The sequence below is a fragment of the Streptomyces sp. NPDC048255 genome, from assembly GCF_040652415.1.
GTDB lineage: Bacteria > Actinomycetota > Actinomycetes > Streptomycetales > Streptomycetaceae > Streptomyces.
The window spans coordinates 25,851-46,863 of sequence record NZ_JBEZMA010000023.1; the positions used below are offsets into that span (position 1 = coordinate 25,851).

Below are 21,013 nucleotides of genomic sequence, written 5' to 3' on the forward strand. Positions count from 1 at the left end.
CGCAGGTAACGGCCTAAGCCGTGCGAGCGGCTTGCAATGACTGTCGGCGACGTGCTGATGCGCTCGCACGATCGCGGAGTCGACCGCGACCGCCCAGTAGAGATCGCCCAGGGGATGTCTCTTCGGTCGGGATGGCGCTGTGGCGCTGCTGGGGATTGCGGGGAGGTGGGGCGCGGGCTGGTCACGGAGCTGCGCGCGGAGGTCCACAAAGGCATCAGTGACGAGGAATACGTGGCCGCGCTCAAGGTGCTGCGCACGATGATCGCCAACGTCGAGGGAGACGGGGACTCCTAGCTGTTCGTTGCCGCCTGCTCAGCGGCGGGTCCAGGTGAGGATGGCCGCGAGGTGGAGCGCGGCTGCAACGTTCGATCCAGCTGACCCCTCGCCCTGTTGACAGGGAGGCCCGCCAGGCCAGGCAGCCAAGGCGGCGCGGAGAACTAGAGGTCACCAGTGCGCTTGTGGCTAGGCTGCGTGGATGACGGAGCACCGGGGTTTCGGCGTGATGCTGGCGTGGTTGCTGAACCACAGGGAGCTCGGTGCGCCGGAGCTGGCAGACCGGGCCGGGTTGACCACAGACGAGGTACGAGCGGTGCTGGCGGGGGAGACCCCCGGTGAGAGGCTGCTCCGACGGCTCGCGACTGCGCTGGGTTTCCGCGCCGTAGATCTGTTCATCCTCGCGGGGCTGGCGGTCCCGGACGACATGGCGCCGTTGGACGTCACGGCCGAGCGATGGGTGCCGTACGCCGTGATGGATGCGGTGCACCTGCCGGCGGCGGGACGGCGTGAACTCCTGCAGCTCATCCGCGCGCTGCCGCAGGAGGAACGGCGTTCGCGCTTCGCCCCGAAGCGGCTCGCACCCCTCACCGAAGTTCCGGGTGATTGGGTCATCCGCATGTTCCGGTACCGCAATCTGGACTGGTCGGGCATGGCGAAGACGCCGGCGGTCGTTACGCCCACATACCTGTCGGCTTCCACTTACGGTGTGATCGGTGCTGGTCGCAAGGAACTGACGCCCCGCTTGGTGACGGACTTCGCCGCCCTGCTGGGAATCGGCGCCCGCGAACTGGCCGCACTGACGGGCGTCTTTCTGCGTGAGGTGCCACCGCCTCCGGCCCCAGAGGCTGTGGACGCCGCGGCGCTGCTGTGGGAGCCGCGACGGTTGTCCGGCACCCAGGCACGGCACGTTTCCGAGCTGGCGCGCTCCATGCGTGGGAACTGCCGCGGCGGCGGGTACTTCATCGACCTGCCTGGATCGTGACGTCCGTTGGCACTGTCGTTTTCCGGTGAAGGTTGGTTGTCGTCCGTGTAAGAACTCCTAACGGAATGGCCGCATAGCTCCTGTGGGTGAGCGCGGTTGGTACTGTCCGACCGTGACTTTGACTGACCTAAGGGACGGCTTTCGCGATGATGGCCAGCGGCAGTGCGTCCAAGCAGTGGTTCACAGCCGCCTCGCGGATGACCGGGAGCCGCAGGAGTGTCGCTACCTGATGCGCTTCTGGTGGCAGCTGCGCATGTCCTACCAGGAAGTTTCGCTTGAGGAACTGCGCCTGAACGTCGGCAGGCAGAAGCTGGACGCCCTCATGGAACTGATCAGCGCCATCCGGTCGTCCCACGACGAGATCGATGCGTGGCTTGCTGCTGCAGAGAAGACGTTCCCGGTGGTTCAGGACCGCGGCTTCAGCTTGGACAGGGACGGTTGAGGCATGAGCTTCGTCAGGCGCCGCCAGCAGATGATGCAGCAGGCGAGCTTGAGGAAGGCTTCGTGGATGTCGTCGCGGACCTCCCACCGGATCCGCAGGCGGCGGAACCAGTGCAGGTGGGCGAACGTGCGCTCCACGACCCGGCGGCGAGCGCCGAGCCCGGAACCGTGCTCGGTCCCGCGACGGGCGATCACGACCGACCTCGCCGCCGACTGGGGAGACGGACCGGCTGATCGGCAAGACGGTCTGGGCCGAGTTGGCCCATCGGACGAGTGCGCGGACGTAGACGCCGACACCCCCTGTCGGTGGCAGCCGTTATCTTGCGCTCGGCAGGATCGGGCGCGAGCGGGCGGTGGCACATGGAGCGGGGATCGGGGACGGTCGTCGAGGTGGAGTACGCGGAGGGCTGGAATCCGGCGTCCCGTACCCCCGGGCGGGCGCTGTCCGCCGGGGAGGCGCGGGCGCGGGACGCCGAGGGGCTGCCGTACGCGGTGATGCACTGCGTGCCCGGGAGCGAGGTGCCGGCCGAGGTGCGGCTGGTGTCGTGGGGCGCGGGCTTCGTCGAGGTGTGGGCGTACGACGAACAGGGCCGCCGGACACTCGAATCGGAACTGAGGGTGCTGGTCGACGAGGAGCGGCTGCTGAACCGGCGCGCGATCAGCTGGCGCTACCCGGATCCGGTGACGGCGGAATTCGCCCAGGACTGCCCTCGTACCGTGGTGGAGGTCTTCCCCGACGGTAGGGGACGGATCTCGCACCAGCCCGAGGGCATACGAGGCTCCTCGCTGGAGGCCGTCCTCACGGTGCCGGAAGAGCGGCTGTGGTCGGCCCGGCCAGGGTTCGGGGAGTGGCGGCCGCTTCCGGGCGGCGAGCACCTGCCGGACTGGGTGCGGGTGCACTTGGACACCGCCGGGACGCCCGAGGCTTCCGTGCCGTGGCGTCGGGAGTCATCCCGCATGTTCTCGTCCGTCGACTTCGATGCGCTCTTCCGTCCCGGTACGCGCATGTCCGGTCCCTACGGCGACGAGATGACCGCCGTGGAGCCGAGGCGGACCGGCACCCTGCGAGTGCCGAGCGGCCTGCTGGCCGTCGACTGCCCCCTCGACCATAACGGGCCGCACTTCAGCATTGCCGTCCCGCCGGGGGAGCACGTGCTCGACGAGGCGCGGGCCGCCTTCCTCGACGGCTGCGAGTCGTCCACGGCGGTCCGGCTGCGCGTCGGGGAAGCCCCGGCCGTGTCCTGGGAGATGGCCCTCAGGCCGTGCGACGACACCAGGCTGCTCGGGGAGGGCGTGGCGTACGGGTTCGGTACGGATGGCGCGATGGGCGCCTTCGCCGATGCCGGGGCGTGGGGCCCGCTCCAGCGGCTCTCCCGGCAGGTGATGGAGGACAACGACCTGGAGGCGTGGAAGTACAGCGCCGACTCCGCCTACTTCCTCCGCACCCGCGAGCCCGGCTCCGGCGCCGAGCTGGTGGCGTTCGCGGTGGGCTCGGACGGGGTCCATCCCGTTTGGGTGGGGCGGTCGGCAGACGGGGACGTGGTCGGTGTGGTGGTGCTGGTCGAAGGAATGCCCGACCTCGTGGCGCCCTGAGCCCCCGGTCCTGCTGGGACCCGGGATGCGTCTATGGAGGTTAAGCGGGCCGGTCCGATCCCGCGATCGGACGGGCCGCTCGCCATTGCCTCGGAGACCTGCATCGCGACCTCGACCCGCGAGGCCCGCCCGGCGGTCAGGGGCGCCAGCGGGGCGCCTCGTCGTTCGGGGTGTCGGGGCTGGCGAAGTGGAACGGCACGCCGAGGTGGGCGGCCAGGTCGGCGCCCGCGCGGGTGGCGGCGGCCGCCGAGGGGTGGAGCGGGCCCGCATCGGCACAGTCCAGGGCGCGTTGGGCAGTGCTCCAGTAGATCGTGGCCAGGCACTTCTCCCCGGCGGGGTCGTCCGTGACGGCCAGCAGGTTGACGAACCAGCCGTGGACGGTGTCCCCGTCCCAGACGGCCTCGATCGCCACCACGCGGGCCCGGATGCCGCGGGCGACGGCGGCGAGCGAGTCCAGGTCGAGGGGGGAGTCGGGCGTACGGGCGACGCGGTCGCCGAAGTGCTCGTAGCGCAGGTGGACGATCTTCTGCGCGTGGTTCAGGTCGACGCCCTGGGCGCGGCCGGCCTCCCACACGAGCCGGACCGCCTGCAAGCTGTTGTCCTGCAGGACGTATCCGTCGGCCTGGGCACGGATACCGGCCGGGAGTCCCTCCCACCGGCTGTCGATGTCCTGGTCCACGGTGTCCGCCCCTCGGTTCGTCCTGGTGTCGTTGCGTCATGATCGGCGCGGCGGGGCCCCGCCGTCGACGGGATTTCGGTGGACCTACCGCCGGGCCCGCCATGGCGGGCCGTGCATGTGGAGGCTTCTCGTGGAGGTCCGGGGTCGTGAGGGCGGACAGATCGCCGGCGACCTGGCCGACCCCACCTTGCTGTCTGGCAGCGGCCCGGCCCTGTTTCGGCAGGCGGGCGTGGCTTCGTGCGGGGGCCGGTCTGTTGGGCTGGTCGGTCGTGATGGGTTTGGCGATCGGGTGATGGTGTTGTCGGTTCCGTGTCCGTGGGGTGTGGGTGTCGTTGCGGGGGCAGGCGGTGGTCGGCGGGCGCCGGGTTTCGTTCCTGGCCGTGTGCTGGTGGGCCGCGTACCTTCACAGGAGAGGAGCCCTTACATGAAGACGCGAGCGTTGTGGCAGCGGATGGCCGGCCTCGCCACGGTCATGGGCCTGGGCGTGGTGGTGCCGTTCGCGGTAGGCGTGACACCTGCTCATGCCCAGGCGCAACTGAGGATCACGAAGACGCACGAGGGCGACTTCCCCCGAGGTGGGCAGGGCGTCTATCGCATCACCGTCAGCAACCCGGGCTCGGAATCCACCCGCCGCATCTTTGTCACCGACGAGCTTCCGCTGGGACTCAGAGCTGACAGCGTGCAGGCCGGGGCCCCGTTCGATTGCAGCATCGTGGGCAACATGACCGTGCTGACGTGCAGCACCGACGGCTTGGGTGCTGGTCAGACTGCGACGATCCTCCTGACGGTCAACGTTGCCGAGGACGCTCCCTGCAGCGTCACCAACAGGGTCCAGGTGGGCGAGGACGGTACTCTGCCGAACCCCCTCCCTATTGAAACGGACAGCGACGTCACCACGGTCACCGGCGGCGAATGCGGCAACGGCAACGGCGGGAACGGGGGTGGTTCGGGGTCGATCCTGCCGATCAACCTCAACGGTCTCATCCCGATGTTCAACAACATCGGCATCAACAACAACATCAAGAGCCCCAACGCCAGCAATCACACCCGCCAGGACTTCGCTCTGAACAACCCCTGACCGCAGTCCGGCCAGGGTTCCGCATGACCGTCCGACGGCGGACCGACGACGGCCGGCATGCCGCTACCGAGCCCGGGCGCGTCCTGCTGGGAGCGTTGCCCGGGCCGTCCCTTCACAGGTGACGGCCCGTGTCGCATAAGCCGCGTGATCGAGTGACCCTCAACATGCCGTCAGCGCCCAAAGGCCGCCTGTGAGACCGGCGCCGGCGAGGGCGACAGAGAGCGGGTCGACAACGTCCGTCCAACCGGCGGGCGAGGTGCCTCCAGCACGAACACCTCGCCGGGCCAGTGCCCCACCCGCACGCTGCGGTCCCCGTACAGGCCCGCCGACATGAAGCAGGTGAGCGGCCCGGCCCGGCCTGACGCAGGACAACACAGACGGCTGGGGACCACCCCCACCGCGAGGCATACAAGCGGCGCAACATCGTCGAGCGGTGCATCAACAAGCTCGAGCAGTGGCGCGGACTGGCCACTCGATACGACAAGACGCATCTACCTCGCCGGGACTCCATCTCGCCGCCGTCTTCGTCTGGCCGGTCAGACGATCCGAAGGAAACGGCTTAGAGCGCACAGTCACTGTCTCCGTTCCCGCCCTTGTCTTGCCTATCGAATCTCGATAGATTTCCATCGGGATTCGATGGAAGGTTGGGTCATGGGAAAGCTGACGGTGGGTGCGTTGCGCGCCGTGCTCGTGGTGGTGCTCGTCGGCACCGTGTTCGTGCAGGCATTGATGGTGTGGGCGTTGGCCACCGACCCGGAGGACGGGTCGCTCCCGCTGGGCCCGCTGCGCGTGATCACGATCCTGGGTATGGTGGCGGCCCAGGTCGCCCTGGTCTGCGTATGGCGGCTGGTGACGATGGTGCGACGCGGAACCGTGTTCTCCCATGCGGCCTTCCGGTACGTGGACGGCGTGATCGGCGCGATCGTGGCGGCCGCCCTCCTGTGGTTCGCGGTCACGGCCATCAACGCGCCGGGCCAGCGCGACGACCCGGGCGTCACCGTCATCATGGGCGGGGTCGGCGTGGCCATCCTGGGGGTCGCGCTCATCGTGCTCGTGCTGCGGATGCTGCTCGCCCAGGCCGTCGCGCGCGACGCAGAAGCGGCGCAGATGCAGGCTGAATTGGACGAGGTGATCTGATGCCGATCGCCGTCGACATCGACGTAATGCTGGCCAGGCGGAAGATGTCCGTGGGCGAGCTCGCGGACCGCGTAGGTATCACGCCCGCCAATCTGGCCGTACTCAAGAACGGCCGCGCCAAAGCCGTACGCTTCGCAACACTCGCCGCGCTCTGCGAGGTGCTCAAGTGCCAGCCGGGCGACCTGCTGCGCTGGGAGGCCGAGGACACCGTGGGCGAGTGAACCGCGCCTGCGATACGTCATTGCCGATTCCGCCCGCCGTTGACCAACTCCGGGAGCACCGCGCGAGCCTTGCTCCAGGCGGCCCTGGGCCTGCTGGAGCGATGGCGGAGATGCCCGACCCTCGCAATCCGCGCGGCGTACGGAACCCTCTGGTCGTCCTGCTCGCCCTGCACCCCGATCGCCTCCGGGGTGCAGGGCGAGCCGCGTCCCTCCGGCGCGGTGGTCGTGCCCGGGCCCCGGCGGCCGTGCGTGCACGATCCGGGTGGACGACCCCGTGCTGCTCCTGGCGGACGACGCGACGGGGATGGACCGCCCCTCTGGCTGGGCCGAAGAGGCCGACGCCGATGCGCGGGCTGAGCTGGAGGACGGGCCGGTCGGGACGAGGGTGAGTGGTTGACCGTGTCGGGAGCGGCGCCGCTAAAAGTTTTCGGTGTAATTGGATTGGTCTGTCGGGTCAGATTCGGTTGTCGGTGAGGCGGCCGTCGAAGGCGATGGCCTGCAGGACCCCCTTCCATCGGTTGGTCCAGCGTTTACGGCTCGGTGCCGGAGGGGTCGTCCGGCGCGGAGAGGCGGGTTGCAGATGGTGGCCGCACGCTATGTCACTGAGCTGATCGGTGCGTTCGAGCAGTATGCGGGACGGCCCGCGATCGGGGCCGGCCCTGCCGTCATGAGGTTCTCCGAGGTGCTGGAGGCCGTGTACCGGCTGACCAGGGTATTCGCGGAGGACGGGGTCGGGCGGGGCTCGGGGCTCGCTTGTGTGACGGGCGGGAACCGGGCCGAGGTGCTGCTGGTGCGGCTCGCCGCGCATGTGCTGGGTGCCCGGCTGACGCTGGTCGTTGTCGGGCCGGCCACGTACGGGCTGGACTTCATCTTGCGGGACTGCCGCCCGGAGCTGGTAGTGCACGACGTTCCGGTTCCCTGCACCGGGTCGCCCCTGCTCGACTTGGACGAGGCGGGCCGACGGGCTGCCGGTCGGGACACCACCCCAGTGGCCGTGCGGGCCCGGGAGGACGACGTGGCGCGGGTGACCTATACCGGCGGGACCACCGGGCTCCCCAAGGGGGTCGCCTCCACCTTCGGCGCGATGGCCGCGCGCAACGAGGTACGCCCCCGCAGGTGGGCGGAGCTGGCCTACCTGTCGGTCACCTCGCTGGCACAGCGGTCCGGAGGGCGCTGCCTGGAGCAGTTGCGGTCCGGAGGCCGTGTAGAGATCCTCGACCCATTCGGGCCACCGGAGTTCGCGGCCGCCTGCCTGCGGCTGGGGCAGGTTTCGACGTACCTGACGCCGTCGATGCTGTACCGGCTGCTGGGCGACCCCGCGACCGCCGGGGGAGTGCCCGGGCTGCACGTGATCTCGTACGGCAATTCACCTGTCCACCCCGAACGGCTGCGCCAGGCCGTGACCCGCTGGGGCGGGCGCTGGCAACAGGGCTACGGCATGAACGAGACCGGGGTGATCTGCCGCCTCTCCCCGACCGACCACGATGCGGCGGTGGCCGGCCGGCCGGAACTTCTGTCCTCCGTCGGCCGGCCGGTCGCGGGAGTGGAGGTGCAGGTGCGGGACGAGCACGGCGTAGCGGTGCACGCAGGGGCCACCGGCGAGGTGTGGGCGCGATCCAAGGCGATGATGGCCAGATACTGGAACCAGCCAGCGCTGACGGCCCAGGCGATGCGGGCGGGCTGGCTGCGGACCGGAGACCTCGGGCACCTCGGCAAGGACGGGTACCTCTACCTCGACGGCCGCAGCAAAGACGTCGTGGTGGTCGACGGCGTCAACATCTATTGCGTACCGGTCGAGGCGGCGCTCACCCGCCACCCGGCCGTGGCCGAGGCCGTGGTCGTCGGCCGGGACAGCGGCCTCACCGGTGAGGAGGTCTGCGCCTTCCTCGTGCCCGTTACGGGGTATGCGCCCGACGACGCGGTGGCTGGCGAGGCCTGCGCCCTGGTAGAGGAGGCGCTGGCCCCGGCGCACCGGCCCACCGCGGTGTTCTGGGTTCTGGAGATCCCGCTGACCGCCCTCGGGAAGCCGGACAAGCGGCGCCTGCGGGAACAGGCGGTGACAGACAGACGAGCCTGAAGTCTCCGAGCGCGGCGACACGGTTGAAGAGCGTGCTCGGCCCGGTGATCGTGAACCTCAGCTGGTAGTCAATTGATCAGCCCGCACTTCGAACTCGACTTGTCCTTCGAGTGATTCGGCTCCCCAAAGGGTGACGGAGATCTTGACCGTGTCCGTGCTGCCCGGACTGCTGACGCTGTCCAGGATGTCGCAGAGGATTCCCACCTCGACGGGATAGCTGGAGTCGGGGTGAAGGTCCTCGCCGCCGAAGCGGGGCCGGGGACGTGCGTAGTCCAGGCCGAGGGCAACGGGATGCGGGCACTGTCCCTCAATGACGTTGCGTCCCCTGAGGACAGGATTGGGCCGCGGACGGGCGACGGTCCGCTCGAGGCCAGCAAGGAGGGGCAGGTCAACGTCATGCGCATCCCGCTCGAAGGCGGCGGTCGGCTCGTAGGCGAACTGTCCCCGGATGAGGCTGCTGCGCTGGCTGACGCGCTCAACACACCGGCGGAAGAAACCACACCGGCGGAAGAAACCGAGCAGCCGTAACAACGACCACCCCAGCCTCAGACTGCCGGTGCCGGCCCGCCGACGACCTATCGGAAGTGGCGACGCACGAGTTCTTCGGTCTGAGCGGCGTATTGATCGAGGAGGCGTTCGCCGACTCGGACGAGGGAGCCCGCTGCGGGGACCCCATGGATTGGCTGATACCTGACGGCCCGCTGTCGGTGGGCATCAGACCGCACCGGGTCGACATGGCCGAGCCTTGGTGCGGCTGCCACCCGCCCCTGCTCTACCTGAAGCTGCGGCGCGAGGACGACACGGTGGTGTGGACCTGGAAGGCCGGGGACGAGGACGGCCCCGAACTGCCGGAGTACCGCTTCGACGCCGCGCAGTACGACACCGAGTTACAGCGCGCCGGGCAGGATCCCAGCTGGGAGTGGCCGGCTCAGACGGTCGCCCGGCTGCTGCGCGGCACACTGCGGGCTGAGAAGGCGTGGCTGGACCACTGGTCGTGCGAGCTCGGCAATGTGTGGACCGATCCCGACAGCCCGGGCCAGGTGCTCGTCTGCTTCCTCCGCGATGAGTATTCCGGCAAGAACAGCGTGCGACGGGTAGAGGAGTTCGGTGCGAGGCTGACCGTGACCGACGAGGACCCCGCCCGGCAGGCCGAGCGGCTCGCCCGGGCCTTCCTGCAGGGTGACCCCCGGGCAGCAGACGGCGTACAGGTGACCTACCCGCCGGCCGAAGCCCTCTCCGACTGGCTGGACGGATATGGGCACTACCACGACGAAGGCCCACTGCCGTGGAAGCAGTTCGAGTAACTGCAGCTGCCCTGAGCATCCTGCTGCCCGTGAGGCAAGCAGGACTTCCAACACAGAGGGGACCCACGGCATCTGGGGAGGCGTCAGCCTGCACCCCAAAGAGATCGTCTCAACTGGCCTGATCACTAGGCTGGCTGTTGTGATGACGTGGGTGGAGCGCCTGGTTCCGGATGGGTTGTGGGGGTTGTTTTAGCAGGTGGTCCTGGCTGCTCCGGTGCGTCCGCAAGGCGGTGGCCGACGGCGGCACGGTGATCGCGAGGTGCTGGCGGCGATCATGGTCGTGGCCACGACGGGCTGTACCTGGCGGCAGCTAGCACGGGAAATCTACTTTGGGGCGCCGGTTGAGCGTGGCAGGCTTGCGCGGTGATCATCGAGTTGGCTCCTCGCTTCCTGACGTGGGACGACGTGGACCCCGCCCGTCATGGGTTCGACGACGCGTCCGTAGCGCGGACGGTGCGCTCGCTCGGCCCGGCCCGGTGTGTGCCCATTCGTCCGGACGTCCCTTTCGGGGACCCCGCGATGAGCACCTGGAGTCGTGGCGAGGCCGAGTCCTGGGCCGATGCCATGTCGTACGCCCTTGTCCAGCAGTACGGGCGTTGGACGGTCGGTTGGCGCTGGTCGCACGACGAGGGGGATTTCGACGGCGGGCCGATAGGAAACTGGTGCTGTCCGCGGGACTCGATCACGACGCCGGAAGAGACGCTGGCCCGTGTCGGGTCGGCCCTGCGTGAGTGGCGCGAGTGGCTGGAGTACCTCGCCGGCTGGTTCGAGGCGTACCCCCTGGACCTGACCGACATCGAGGACCAGCGGATCCTGTGGGAGCGCGCGGCGAGGAATCTGATCCTGCAGGTCGTCGACCGTACCGGGTGCGGCAGCGGCTGGCACGGCCACTGCCGCCAAGTGCTCACCTGGTTCCTCGATCGCTGGGGAGTCGCGCCCGACGTGGCTCGGGGCCTGGTCGACGAGGCGGTCGGTGGACGGTTCCACAGCTGGACCGGTCCTGACACGGTGGTGGTCGACGACGTCGCGGAGCAGCTTGCGCTCTCTCTGCAGCCGGCCGACGGCCGTACCCGCGCAGACGCGCCGACTCAAGACCACTTGCAGCGCTGGCTCGCAGTACGCGAATCGGTGCCGTGGCACGAGATCCCGGACAGCGGTACGGACGGACCGGTGGTGCCCCTTCGCGACGGCGCGGCGGAGGACATCCGGGCCTTCGACGGCGCCATCGACCCTACCCGAGCCGGAGGCCTTCTCAGCGCCCTAGAACTGCTCCGAGCCGACGCGGCACGCGGAGCGCGGCTCGATTTCGCACTGCTCAGCAGCTGGCAGCAGCGCCTCCTGGGCACCCCGCAGCCGCCACTGTTCCGCAACTCGCCCGCCTTCGCCAAGGGAAGCCGGGAGCGCTACGGCATCGGACCGGACACACGTGCCCGCTTCGAAACGTGCCTGGCGGAGAGCGCATCCGACATCGGCCGACCTCTCGGCCTGACCGCCCGCGCCGCCCGCGCCTATCTCGACATCTGCTTCTTCCACCCCTTCGACGTCGGCAACGCCCGCTCCGCCTTCCTCACCCTCGTCTTCGTCCTCGCCCTCGAGGGCGTCGCACTCGACGGAGTCAGCCTCCTGCGCCGCGTCACCTTCCAGGCCGACGATCCCCAGGACCCACTGATCCTCGTCCGCTACATCAACATCCATCTTGTGGAGACCAGGCGCCGCACCGCCGACTCCGTCGGCTCAGCATCGAAGTGAGCGGCTCAGTTGGCGAAAGCCGCCAACTCTGGGGTTCTGGCCGCCCTTCCGTGACGACTACGCCTGGAGTCGGTGGCGGCACAGGCGACACCGTTGGGCGGACGATCAACAGACTCAAGTACTCCCGTGTGGCCACCACTGCAGTACGACAGATGCGAGCGAACGAAGCCTTCGTACCGGTTGGGGCGGCCTGCTCACGCCTTGGCTCTGGTCCGTGGCGGCATCATCCCCGGCTGTTTGGGGGAACCGCGAACCACTCCGGCCCTTTTCCACCCGGCGCGGGCATCCATCGGTGAAACGAAAGGGAGACACGATGCCGCTCTATCTATCGAGGTTCAGCTACACGCCGGAGACCTGGGCGAGGCTGATCGGCCACCCCGAGGACCGCGCAAAGGCCGCTCAGGCGTACATCGAATCCGTCGGTGGAAGGCTCCACGGCTTCTGGTACGCCTTCGGCAGGCACGACGGCTACAACCTCTGGGAAGCCCCGGACAACGTGTCCATGGCCGCGGTTGCGCTGGCGATCAGCGGGGGTGGCGCGCTCAGCTCCTTTGAGACGACCGTTCTCCTGAGCGTCCATGAAACGCTGGATGCGCTGCGCAAGGCGGAGCACGTCCAGTATCGGGCTCCTGGCGAGTAGCGGCTGGCAAGCGGGCCTGCTGCCTCATGTTGCCCGCAACGCGGCCGATCTGACCCGACGGACCAAGCGCCTCATGTGCTCCTCCAACCTCCAGCTTGTCCGCTCATAGGGCCACGATGGAGGACACGCCGGCTGTGGCTGCCTGGACTGGGGCGCAGACCGCCTTTGACGTAGTCGTCACGGAAGAGCGGTCAGAACCAACTCTGGTTCTGACCGTTCTTCCGGGACCTCTACGCCTGGTGAGGGACCTCGGTCCGGACGAGCCCGAAGCCGTTGCCAGCACCGTCGATTGCCCTGGTCGCGGGCAAGCCGGCAACGAAGTCTTGCGCGGCGTGGAGGACCGTGGAGAGGGCCTGCAGCGAGCCGTGGACGTCTTGGGGTATCTCCAGGGCGTGGTCCGCGCCGGAAAGTTCCAGTACTGCGTGTCCGCCGGCGCGGGCTGCATCTATGTCCCAGTGCGGGTCACGGGTGCCTCCCACTATCAGGGACGGAGTCGTCGAGGTCTTCACTGCGTCGGCCACTGAGGGGACGTCCAGCATCGGCGTGAGCCAGATACCGGGAAGCCCCAGGACTGCGGCGGTGGGCAGGAATAGAGTTCCCAGGCACTTGGCGAGCACCACGACCTGTTCCGCGTGTTCCTCCTCCAGTGCCGCCATGGCTCGTTCAGTGATATATGCCTGCTGCTGTTCGGCATCGGCCGGCGGCTCCCACCACAGTTCCTGCACCGTCCAGCCGCGCGCGTGCAGTGCTCGGACGAGAAAGTGCAGCAATGGCCTGGCGGGGGTGTAGGTAAGCCCGGGAAGGACAAGGGCCACCCGCTCCGGATCGCCGGTGTAACGCGTGTCGAGGACCATGGCCAGGTCCTACCCCGGCCTGATGAGTGCCACGACTTCGGCATGCAAGCTCACATGCGGGTCCTCATAAAGGCGTAGTCATCACGGAAGCGCGGTCAGAACACTTTAGTTGGCCAGTCAGCGGTCTGGTTGGCCGGTGTGCGCGTTGAAGTCGGGCGCAGAGTAGTTGCCATCGCGCGCTCAGTGGCGAACCTTGCGAGTGCGACGTAACGTCCCCGGCAGACCTGTGTGCTGGCACCCTGGGTACCGCCTTCGCTCTGCCCACTCCTGTTGTGGGACCGGTGAGTCGGCCGCCTCAGCGCTCACGCCGCACTGCTCACCCGCCAGGGAACGCCGCGATCGGCGAGAGCCTCCGCCTTCGGCGTGAAGCCGCAAGACCGCCCGCGGCGGTATCTGTGAGCACGGTGTGACCCGAGTGGTTCAAGAGGAGTGGGAACGGTTGCGGCCGTTCCTGCCAGTCAGGAATGGCGTTGCGGCAGGTGGCGGAATCATCGGCAGGTGATCGACGGGATTCTGCACCCGGTGAGGACAGGAATACAGTGGCGTGACCTGCCCGAACGGTTCGGACGAGATCGACTGGGGCATCTCGGTCGACTCCACCATCGTCCGCGCGCATCAGCACGCGGCCGGCGCCCGCACCGCCGCCCGCCCCTGATTCAAAGGGGGCCGGAACCGCCAGAACACCAGGACGAGACCTCGTCGCCCGCCTGCTGGAGGCGGCCGCGTCCTCGGGGTGCAGTCGGTCCATCCGCAGTCGTCATGGGACATCAACCTGTTCAGCGTGGGCCGTGCCGGGGTGAGGGTCACTCTCGTCCAGTGGGGGCGGATGGGGCGCTGGGCAGACGCCCTGGTGCCCGCCTTCAAGAAGGCGCCGGCGACGGCCCTGGCCAGGCTCGGCCGCTGCCGAGATCACCGGTAGGTGTGGTGGCACAGGGAGGCCCTGGCCGTACGACTGGCCGCGGGGCCGGGTGAGGGCGCCTGGTCGGGCTGCAGGCCCAGCGCGGTCAGGACGTCTACGGATTGACCTGCAGAGTCCCGGGCCTGGGCGGCCAGGTTCCGGAGAGGGACTTCTGCTGGGCCTGTTGAAGCGCGGTACGGCCGGGGAGACAGCGCGGTCTCTATGGGGGACGACGTATGGCGAGTCGTAGGAGCATGACTCGTCGCCGTGGCCTTGGACGACGGTGACCGCAATACGTGTGTGCCATTGCGGGGTCGCGTTACGCCTGTTTGGTCCCTGTGCCAGCCCTTCAGGATTTCGCCCAGGCCGCGACTGGTGGGGCTGCCTGGCTCGGGAAGTGGGCTCGTTCGGGGAATGGCTATCTGGTTGCCGGGGCAGGCGCGTGCTGAGTGGGCACGGATGCGGGTGCCCCCGCGGAAGTCGGACAGGCCCGAGACCGCCCGGCTCCCGCCTCACCACTCCAGATCAAAGGAGACAGTCATGTCGCAGGTCAAGGAGTCCATCGAGGTCGACGTCCCGGTCCGTACGGCGTATGACCAGTGGACGCAGTTCGAGTCGTTCCCGGAATTCATGGACGGGGTGGAGCGGATCGAGCAGCGCACGGACACGCTCACGCACTGGGTGACGAAGATCGCTGGTGTCGAGCGGGAGTTCGATGCGGAGATCACGGAGCAGATCCCGGATACCAAGGTGGCGTGGGTGACCGTAGGGGGCGAGAGCGAGCAGTCCGGCCTGGTCACCTTCCAGCCCATCGATCCCACCCATACGCAGGTCACGTTGATGATGGACTTCGACCCGGAGGGGATGGCGGAGAATATCGGCGACAAGCTCGGCTTCGTCGACCGCCAGGTCAAGGGCGACCTGAAGCGCTTCAAGCACTTCATCGAAGACCGCGGCACCGCCACCGGGCAGTGGCGAGGCCAGGTCTGACAGCGCTCGCCCACCCGCCTGCAGGGCAGGCAGCCCCGTCCGAGGCAAAAGCCATGCGGCCGCCGCGCAGAACACGCGCGGCGGCCGCCGGTGCGCCGGGCTGCGTCCCGGGAGCCGTCCTAGGCCGGCCGGGGGCAACGAGCCCTCGGTACGCGGGCTGGTCGGCTCGCCGGGCGGCAGGCCGGTGGTCAGGTGTGGGGGCGGCCGTTGGCGCCGTCGTACCGTCCGCTCTCTTTTCGTGCACCAGTCGTCGCCTGCGGCGAGGTACCGGGAGGGATGCTCGCCGCCTGCGGACCGCCGGGCGACCGGGCGCTTGCCGTCGCTGCGGGGGTGAGGTGTGGATGCCAGGCTGCCGACGTTGACGTCTCCGACGGGGTGCGGTCACACGCTGCGTTGGTCGTGGGTGTCCTGGCGTAGCTGGTCGGTGTGCCGGGTCATGGCGTCGATGAGCCCGGCGAGGTCGGCGTCCTCGGGGCGCAGATGAGGCCGGGTGCCGGTCAGCGGCTGGACGAGGGCGGGCAGCGTCGTTGTCTGCGAGGGCCGCGCTCACCTCGTCGACAGCCGTCTGGGCACCGGCAGGCAGCCCGGTGAGAGAGGTGACCTGACCGGCCAGGCGACGCAGATCGGCTGCGTTGTGACGGGCCCAGGCGGTGACGGTGCGGTCGGCGGCACGCGAGTCTCGGGTGGCCTGAACACGCTGCTCCCCGGTACTGCCGGCCGTTCCGGGGCGCAGTCGCAGGTAGCGGCGTTCGGCGGCCTGACGGCTGGCGACCCCGAGGGGGCCTGCGAGGTCGGCCCAGCTCGCGCCCCGGTCGCGGGCGGTTTCGATCAGGACACTCTCCCAGCCGGCGAGCTGCTCGCGGACCTCGCGAAGCATCAGCAGTGCGGCCAGGGCCGGGTGCGGGCCTGACTCAGGCGTCGGCCCCACCTCGGCCGGGGAGTCTGCAGGCTGCTGTGCGTCCCTGAGGGCCTGGTCGATTGCGCTGTACCCGGCTGTGTACGTCTCCTCCTGCTCACTGGCGTCCAGTGGCATCCAGAAGATCAGCAGCTGCGCGTTCCTTCGCGCGCCCTCAGGGCTGGCGAAGGACAGCTCATGGAGGCCAGGTAACCACCGGGCACCCACATCGCAACCTTCGACCAGCGCCGTTGGAGTCGGCCGGTTCGCCGTCCAACTGGTGGCTCGGGCCGGTGCCCACGTGATCGCGTCCGTGGGTTCGGTGGCCCGTGGGCAGGGGTTGGCCGATGCCGGCGCCGACGAGGTGTTGATCGGGCTCGAAGGTCTCGACCAGCCGGTCGACGTGGTGATCGACAGCGTCGGCGGCTCGCAGCTGGTCGCAGTATGGAACCTGCTCGCCCCCGGTGGCAGTGTGCAGAGCGTCGGTTGGACCTCCGGCGAACCGGCTGTCTTCCCGCCGTACGCGACGGTGGGCCCGGCCAAGTCGCTGACCTCCTTCGTCATCGAGGGGCACGCCGGTGCGGACCTGGCCACCCTGGCCGAGCTGGCCGCGGAGGAAGCCCTGACTGTCGACATCGGCTGGCAAGGCTCGTGGGAACGCTTCGTCGAGGCCGCCGAGGCACTTCACGGGCGTCGGGTCTCCGGAAAGGCAGTTCTGGAGGTCAGCGGGCGGCACACGCCGGGGCTTCCGCCGCAGAACTAGGGACTGTCCGGGCAGTCAAGGTGTCGGCGGCTGACACAGCGTGTGGCGCGGTCAGCGGTAGTAAGGCTCGACCACGACCCGCACCTCGTCGAACAGCGCGGGACCATCCTGCGGCACGGGCGGCCTGCCGCTGCCCGGCCTGATGTCCAGGAGCTGTTCGTTGGAGAGCGCGAACACCACCCGTCGTAGTCCCGCCTGTTGGATGACCGCCTCGCACATCCCGCACGGCTGGCAGCTGGTGTACATCGTGGTTCTCGCCGCCGTGGACGTGTCCAGCTCCCTCGCTGCCCACCTCGCCAGCTTCAGTTCCGGGTGAGCGGTGATGTCCTTGTCGGTGAGGGTCGTGTTGTGCTCCTCTGCCAGAACCGTCCCGTCCGGTCCCGCCAACAGCGAGCCGAATGGCGGGTTGCCGGCCGCGCGAGCCTTGGCAGCGAGTGCGATGGCGCGCCTGAGGAGGGCGCGGTCGTCGGGTGTGGTCATGGTTGTTCCGTTCTGGTGCGGGGTGGGAAGAGGTGCGCGGCCACCGCGGCGAGTGCTTGCCAAGCTGCCTGCGGGTGGCATGTCTCGTAGGGGTCGCCGTTGTACGGGTCGAGGACGACGGCCTCGGCGCCCAGCAGGCGCAGTTGGTCGAGGTCGTCGACGATCTGGTCGATCGTGCCCTCACCGGCGAGTCGCTGCGGTCCGTCGACCGGTGCCGCAGTGAGTTTGAGGGCGATTCGGGGGGCCAGGGCAGGGACGGGGAGGTGGTTGTCGTCCGCGTAGGCCGTCAGCCTGACGGCGGCTTCGCGCAGCCACGGCAGGGTGGGGCGCAGCGGGTGCCATGCGTCCCCGAGCCGCACGGCCCGCCGCAGTCCCGCGTCGCTGTTGCCGCCGACCCATACCGGGATCTTCCGGTTGCCGTAGGAGGCGGTGTCCGCCCAGGCCGCCCGCACGTCCTGTAGATGGTCGTCGGTCAGTCGTCCGCGGTGTTCGAACGGGATCCCGAGGGCGGCGAACTCCTGCCGTGCCCAGCCCACCCCCACGCCGAGGACCAGCCGGCCGCCGCTCAGCTCGTTCAGGTTGGCCGCCATCCGGGCGGTGAGCAGCGGATGCCGGTACGGAGCGATGAGGACCGTCGTACCGAGCCGGACTCGGGTGGTGAGGCCGGCCAGCCAGGACAAGGTGGTGAAGGGTTCGTAGAAGGGTGCTGGATAGCGCTCGGCCACGTCGGGCGTGATGGCCACGTGGTCCGAGACCATCAGCAGGTCGAAGCCCAGCCCTTCGACGGTCTGGGCCCAGCTTCGAAGGACTCCCGGGTCGATACCAGGGCCGAAATTGAGGACGTTGACTCCGATCTTCACAGGGTCGAGCCTAGCCAGGCCGCCCGGGCCGTCAGAAGCGATTCCCGCCTGTTCAGAAGGGGTTCGCCCGTGGATTCGCCGGTATTCTGGGCGGATGACCGAGAGTCTCGACGCGACAGACTGGGCGATCCTGACGGAAGTCCAACGAGAAGGCCGGATCGCGTTCACGGAGCTGGCACGGCGGGTGAACCTGAGCGCGTCGGCGACGAAGGAGCGGGTGCGGCGGCTGGAGGCGGCCGAGGTGATCACGGGGTACCGGGCGGAGGTGGACCTGGAGAGGACCGGGCACGCAGTGCTTGCGGTGATTCGGCTGAAATACCCGGGGCCGGGAACCCGGCACGAACCGCTGCGCCGGCTGCTCGACGAGCGTTCGGAGATCCTCGAGTGCCTGCGCACCACCGGTGACGACTGCTACGTCATGAAGGTGGCGACCACGTCGATGGCCCAGCTGGAGGAAATTGTCGATGAGCTGGCCCAGTTCGGGAGCACGACCACCAACCTCGTCCTCAGCCGGACGCTGCCCTTTCGCGGCCCGCGAGTCCCTCGGGCCGATACCGTCAGATAGGCGTTGATGTGGCGCGGACGCCACAGCGGGGTGTCGGCCAAGCAACCCCGCCGGAGAGACCGGTCCGGCCAGCGGCTCCGCAGCATCGAAGGCGGCGAACAGCGCGGTGCTACATTGCCGGGCCTCCGGCTGGGGCCCAGCAACGGCGAACGCCCAAGTGCCCTGGACCACGCTACCTGCTGCGCCACGGCCGCCGCCATGCGGGACGGCGCTCGGGTCTCCGGAAAGAGCGCGCACGCGCTCAAACGGCGGGGACTCCTGAGTTCACCGACGCATGGTCCCAGCAGGGCGCCCGTCACAGCCACTCGTCAAGGACTGCAACCAGCAAGGTCGCCTCGTACCGATGGGTCGCGGTACGGCACCGCGTGAGCGAGGTCCTCGAAATGGCCAGTGCGGGTGCCGTTGTCTTCTTCGCAGCGAAGGCGGCCCTCGATGTGCTCGAGGTGTTGTCGTGGTGGCCGGCAGGACGAGGAGAAGCCTCACGCCTGGCCGACGTGCTGGCCGACGCCCGCAGCACACACGGGCCGAGGCTGCCGCGTCATCGCGCGCGGAGGCCGCCCTCGAGGCCCCGCACCAGCCGGACGTGCTGCTCTTCGTTCACCTCGCCGTACCCACCCAGGCCGATCGAGCCGGCTGAGCTGGGCCGGCCCGTGGTGTGACGTAAGGTGATCGGCGCAGCGGTACCGCAGTACCGCACGACGAAATGGCACCACGGGACGGGACCCACGACGATGAAGCTCGGCGAAGCACTGGCGGAGCGCGCGGAAGCGGCTCGCCGCGTCGAACAGCTTCGGGCCCGCATCGTGGCCAACGCCCGCCACCAAGAGGGTGAGACACCCGCCGAGGACCCGGCAGGGCTGCTCGCCGAGGTCACCGAGACCCTCGATGCCCTGGAGTCCCTGATCCGGCGCATCAACCGGACCAACGCCGCCGTCGACATGGGCGCCGACGGCACTCTCACCGACGCCCTCGCGCGCCGCGACACCCTGCGCCTGCGCCACTCCGTGCTCACCTCGGCTGCCGACGCCGCCGCTGGCAGCGGGGAACGCGGCTACGGCCGCCAGTTGCGCTCCGAGCTGATGGTGCTCCCTGCGCTGCCCGTCGCCGAGCTGCGCGCTCGCGCTGACGACGCCGCCCGCGAGATCCGCGAGATCGACGTACGCATCCAGCGCACCAACTGGGAGGCCGACCTCCTGGACTGAGACTTGCGATGTGGAGCAGGTAGTCGCTCCGGAGGCGTGCACAACCGAGGGCCGGCGGTTACCGGCCCGGCTGGTGCGCGGAGAGCAGCGCATCGGGTTCGACTCCCGAGACGACAGTGCAGCTCAGCAGCGTGACGAGTCACAGTGCATCGCGCACATTTCATCACCACGTGCAGATCCGGTCGTGACGAGGGCGGGTTCGGGGCATCCGCATCGCAGGACGGCGCCCGTACCGGGAGCTCACGCTCCCGGTACGGGCGCCGTGTCGTGCGTGGGCAGGCGGGGCCGTCCAGGCGGTTTCGCTCGGATGTTGCCGGTGAAGCCCGCGGTGTCCGGCACCGTCGAAAGCTCGCGCGGGCCGGCGCCACGGCCATAGAGATCATCCAGGCCGCGCACGGGCGTGTCGTTCCCAGGGCGCGCGGTCGGGATCAGGTGGCCCAGGGCAGTCGTAGGGCCTCGATTTCCGTGTCGTTGAGGAGGGCCTCGATGAGCGGGGCGGGGCCCGCCACCTTGGTGGCCCAGAGGTCGTAGTCCGTGCAGAGGACCCAGGACCGGTCCTGGGACCAGAGGTTGGACGGGGTCCAGCCGTCCTCCTCGGGGTGGTCGTACAGCGCATTGGCGTCCGCGAGCGCGCCGGCTCGGACGTGCAGGTTGTCGAAGTCCTCAGCCCTCTGCAACAACGGGTTGTAGTAGGCCAGGCAGCGGGTCTCCGCACCCTGCGGGCTGTGCTCGGTGAGGATCTCGACCAGGCGGTTCCAGTCGATCCGGTCCAGGCTGCCCTCGGACGGCCCCGCGATGCCGACCGGCCAGCCGCTGGGCTCCCGCAGCGAGGGGAAGGAGCGGAAACAGGGCAGCCGCCCCTCGGGCGCCACGGGATCACCGGTCCGCCGCGAGAGCTCCGCCCAGCGCAGCCGGCGCCAACGGGGGCCGCGGGGCTCGCCCGGCGTGCCCCCGAACACGTCCGCGGGGTCGAGGCCCGGGATGATCTCGGACCCGCCACCGTTCAGCACGGCCCGTTGATACGCGACGTAGGACATGCCGGTCGGCCCGAGTACGTGCTCGTACATGGAGTGGAGGACCCAGGCGGCGTCGGGCAGTGCTGGCGGCATGAAGCCGGTGAGCCCGTCATCGTCGGCCAGCTCCCGCAGCCAATCGGTCTCCCCGGCCGCGGTCAGCGGCCAGCGGGCGATCGCCCGAGCAGCGGATGTCTCGTTCATCCGTTCAGGATCTCACCCGCCTCCGGGGGCGAGCGCCGGGTGTAGTTCCCGGCCTACTCCACCCACGTTCCCGGCGCCATTGACAAACATGATGGGGAATCACTGTCATGTC

At 69.3% G+C, this 21,013-nt stretch carries 20 protein-coding genes and 6 pseudogenes; 19 read left to right on the forward strand and 7 right to left on the reverse strand.

The features are described 5' to 3' along the window. Positions 1-171: 171 nt before the first annotated feature. The 3 genes and pseudogenes from AB0D94_RS19540 to AB0D94_RS19550 form a co-directional block, all read left to right on the forward strand. A pseudogene (locus AB0D94_RS19540) lies at positions 172-294 on the forward strand (MarR family transcriptional regulator); the annotation flags it as partial. Positions 295-475: 181 nt separating this feature from the next. Continuing rightward, complete coding sequence (locus AB0D94_RS19545; RefSeq protein ID WP_362053134.1) at positions 476-1,258, forward strand: hypothetical protein; 783 nt, start codon at positions 476-478, stop codon at positions 1,256-1,258. A 112-nt stretch (positions 1,259-1,370) separates the two neighbouring features. After that, positions 1,371-1,700 carry a hypothetical protein gene (locus AB0D94_RS19550; RefSeq protein WP_362053137.1) on the forward strand — a complete coding sequence of 110 codons (330 nt, stop codon included), beginning with the start codon at positions 1,371-1,373 and terminating at the stop codon, positions 1,698-1,700. Here the strand turns inward: AB0D94_RS19550 and AB0D94_RS19555 are convergent. Further along, positions 1,664-1,894, reverse strand: a pseudogene (locus AB0D94_RS19555) (hypothetical protein); the annotation flags it as partial. The gene AB0D94_RS19550 and the pseudogene AB0D94_RS19555 sit on opposite strands and share 37 nt — an antisense overlap. 165 nt (positions 1,895-2,059) lie before the next feature. Between AB0D94_RS19555 and AB0D94_RS19560 the strand changes: the two are divergent. Continuing rightward, the gene (locus AB0D94_RS19560) at positions 2,060-3,292 is read left to right on the forward strand and encodes a DUF4241 domain-containing protein (RefSeq protein ID WP_362053140.1); all 1,233 of its coding nucleotides are present in this window, start codon (positions 2,060-2,062) and stop codon (positions 3,290-3,292) included. 136 nt (positions 3,293-3,428) lie between these two features. Here the strand turns inward: AB0D94_RS19560 and AB0D94_RS19565 are convergent, their stop codons facing one another. Next, a complete protein-coding gene (locus AB0D94_RS19565; RefSeq protein ID WP_362053142.1) occupies positions 3,429-3,971 on the reverse strand; it encodes a hypothetical protein in 543 nt (180 codons plus the stop codon). Positions 3,972-4,395: 424 nt separating this feature from the next. Here AB0D94_RS19565 and AB0D94_RS19570 point away from each other — a divergent pair, with 424 nt between their 5' ends. The 10 genes and pseudogenes from AB0D94_RS19570 to AB0D94_RS19615 all read left to right on the forward strand — a co-directional run bounded on the left by AB0D94_RS19570 (position 4,396) and on the right by AB0D94_RS19615 (position 12,177). Continuing rightward, on the forward strand, positions 4,396-5,049 hold the full coding sequence (locus tag AB0D94_RS19570) for a hypothetical protein (protein ID WP_362053144.1): 654 nt from the start codon (positions 4,396-4,398) through the stop codon (positions 5,047-5,049). A gap of 401 nt (positions 5,050-5,450) precedes the next feature. Continuing rightward, a pseudogene (locus AB0D94_RS19575) lies at positions 5,451-5,668 on the forward strand (hypothetical protein); the annotation flags it as partial. 32 nt (positions 5,669-5,700) lie between these two features. Continuing rightward, entirely contained in the window at positions 5,701-6,186 is a 486-nt protein-coding gene (locus tag AB0D94_RS19580) for a DUF2975 domain-containing protein (protein ID WP_362053147.1), read from the forward strand. Then, positions 6,186-6,407, forward strand: a complete 222-nt coding sequence (locus AB0D94_RS19585; RefSeq protein WP_362053150.1) for a helix-turn-helix transcriptional regulator — start codon at positions 6,186-6,188, stop codon at positions 6,405-6,407. The genes AB0D94_RS19580 and AB0D94_RS19585 overlap by 1 nt, the downstream gene beginning before the upstream one ends. A 580-nt stretch (positions 6,408-6,987) precedes the next feature. Then, on the forward strand, positions 6,988-8,484 hold the full coding sequence (locus AB0D94_RS19590; RefSeq protein WP_362053153.1) for an AMP-binding protein: 1,497 nt from the start codon (positions 6,988-6,990) through the stop codon (positions 8,482-8,484). A 336-nt stretch (positions 8,485-8,820) separates the two neighbouring features. Further along, a complete protein-coding gene (locus tag AB0D94_RS19595; protein WP_362053358.1) occupies positions 8,821-9,012 on the forward strand; it encodes a DUF3117 domain-containing protein in 192 nt (63 codons plus the stop codon). 56 nt (positions 9,013-9,068) lie between these two features. Beyond that, positions 9,069-9,788 (forward strand): hypothetical protein, encoded by a 720-nt coding sequence (locus AB0D94_RS19600; RefSeq protein WP_362053156.1) that lies wholly within the window; start codon positions 9,069-9,071, stop codon positions 9,786-9,788. A gap of 196 nt (positions 9,789-9,984) precedes the next feature. Continuing rightward, positions 9,985-10,101: pseudogene (locus AB0D94_RS19605) on the forward strand (transposase); the annotation flags it as partial. A gap of 206 nt (positions 10,102-10,307) precedes the next feature. Continuing rightward, entirely contained in the window at positions 10,308-11,537 is a 1,230-nt protein-coding gene (locus tag AB0D94_RS19610) for a cell filamentation protein Fic (RefSeq protein ID WP_362053159.1), read from the forward strand. 313 nt (positions 11,538-11,850) lie between these two features. Next, on the forward strand, positions 11,851-12,177 hold the full coding sequence (locus tag AB0D94_RS19615) for a GYD domain-containing protein (protein WP_362053162.1): 327 nt from the start codon (positions 11,851-11,853) through the stop codon (positions 12,175-12,177). Between the two features lie 230 nt (positions 12,178-12,407). Here the strand turns inward: AB0D94_RS19615 and AB0D94_RS19620 are convergent, their stop codons facing one another. Continuing rightward, positions 12,408-13,031, reverse strand: a complete 624-nt coding sequence (locus AB0D94_RS19620; protein WP_362053165.1) for an alpha/beta hydrolase — start codon at positions 13,029-13,031, stop codon at positions 12,408-12,410. A 439-nt stretch (positions 13,032-13,470) separates the two neighbouring features. Here AB0D94_RS19620 and AB0D94_RS19625 point away from each other — a divergent pair. Together AB0D94_RS19625 and AB0D94_RS19630 are read left to right on the forward strand one after the other, a co-directional pair. Beyond that, a pseudogene (locus AB0D94_RS19625) lies at positions 13,471-13,668 on the forward strand (transposase); the annotation flags it as partial. Positions 13,669-14,469: 801 nt separating this feature from the next. Further along, positions 14,470-14,919, forward strand: a complete 450-nt coding sequence (locus tag AB0D94_RS19630; protein WP_362053168.1) for an SRPBCC family protein — start codon at positions 14,470-14,472, stop codon at positions 14,917-14,919. A 381-nt stretch (positions 14,920-15,300) separates the two neighbouring features. Here the strand turns inward: AB0D94_RS19630 and AB0D94_RS19635 are convergent. Continuing rightward, positions 15,301-15,952, reverse strand: a pseudogene (locus tag AB0D94_RS19635) (HSP18 transcriptional regulator). On the opposite strand from AB0D94_RS19635, the gene AB0D94_RS19640 reads away from it, so the two are divergent. Further along, on the forward strand, positions 15,915-16,577 hold the full coding sequence (locus tag AB0D94_RS19640) for a zinc-binding dehydrogenase (RefSeq protein ID WP_362053171.1): 663 nt from the start codon (positions 15,915-15,917) through the stop codon (positions 16,575-16,577). The pseudogene AB0D94_RS19635 and the gene AB0D94_RS19640 sit on opposite strands and share 38 nt — an antisense overlap. A gap of 51 nt (positions 16,578-16,628) precedes the next feature. Here the strand turns inward: AB0D94_RS19640 and AB0D94_RS19645 are convergent, their stop codons facing one another. Both AB0D94_RS19645 and AB0D94_RS19650 read right to left on the reverse strand, forming a co-directional pair. Next, the gene (locus AB0D94_RS19645; RefSeq protein WP_362053174.1) at positions 16,629-17,057 is read right to left on the reverse strand and encodes a nucleoside deaminase; all 429 of its coding nucleotides are present in this window, start codon (positions 17,055-17,057) and stop codon (positions 16,629-16,631) included. Beyond that, positions 17,054-17,917 carry an LLM class flavin-dependent oxidoreductase gene (locus AB0D94_RS19650; protein WP_362053177.1) on the reverse strand — a complete coding sequence of 288 codons (864 nt, stop codon included), beginning with the start codon at positions 17,915-17,917 and terminating at the stop codon, positions 17,054-17,056. The genes AB0D94_RS19645 and AB0D94_RS19650 overlap by 4 nt, the downstream gene beginning before the upstream one ends. 94 nt (positions 17,918-18,011) lie before the next feature. Here AB0D94_RS19650 and AB0D94_RS19655 point away from each other — a divergent pair, with 94 nt between their 5' ends. Together AB0D94_RS19655 and AB0D94_RS19660 are read left to right on the forward strand one after the other, a co-directional pair. Beyond that, complete coding sequence (locus tag AB0D94_RS19655; RefSeq protein WP_362053180.1) at positions 18,012-18,482, forward strand: Lrp/AsnC family transcriptional regulator; 471 nt, start codon at positions 18,012-18,014, stop codon at positions 18,480-18,482. A gap of 731 nt (positions 18,483-19,213) precedes the next feature. Next, the gene (locus AB0D94_RS19660) at positions 19,214-19,684 is read left to right on the forward strand and encodes a DIP1984 family protein (protein WP_362053361.1); all 471 of its coding nucleotides are present in this window, start codon (positions 19,214-19,216) and stop codon (positions 19,682-19,684) included. Between the two features lie 428 nt (positions 19,685-20,112). Here the strand turns inward: AB0D94_RS19660 and AB0D94_RS19665 are convergent, their stop codons facing one another. Further along, positions 20,113-20,901: a hypothetical protein gene (locus AB0D94_RS19665; RefSeq protein WP_362053183.1), complete on the reverse strand. Its 789-nt coding sequence runs from the start codon at positions 20,899-20,901 to the stop codon at positions 20,113-20,115. Between the last annotated feature and the right edge of the window lie 112 nt (positions 20,902-21,013).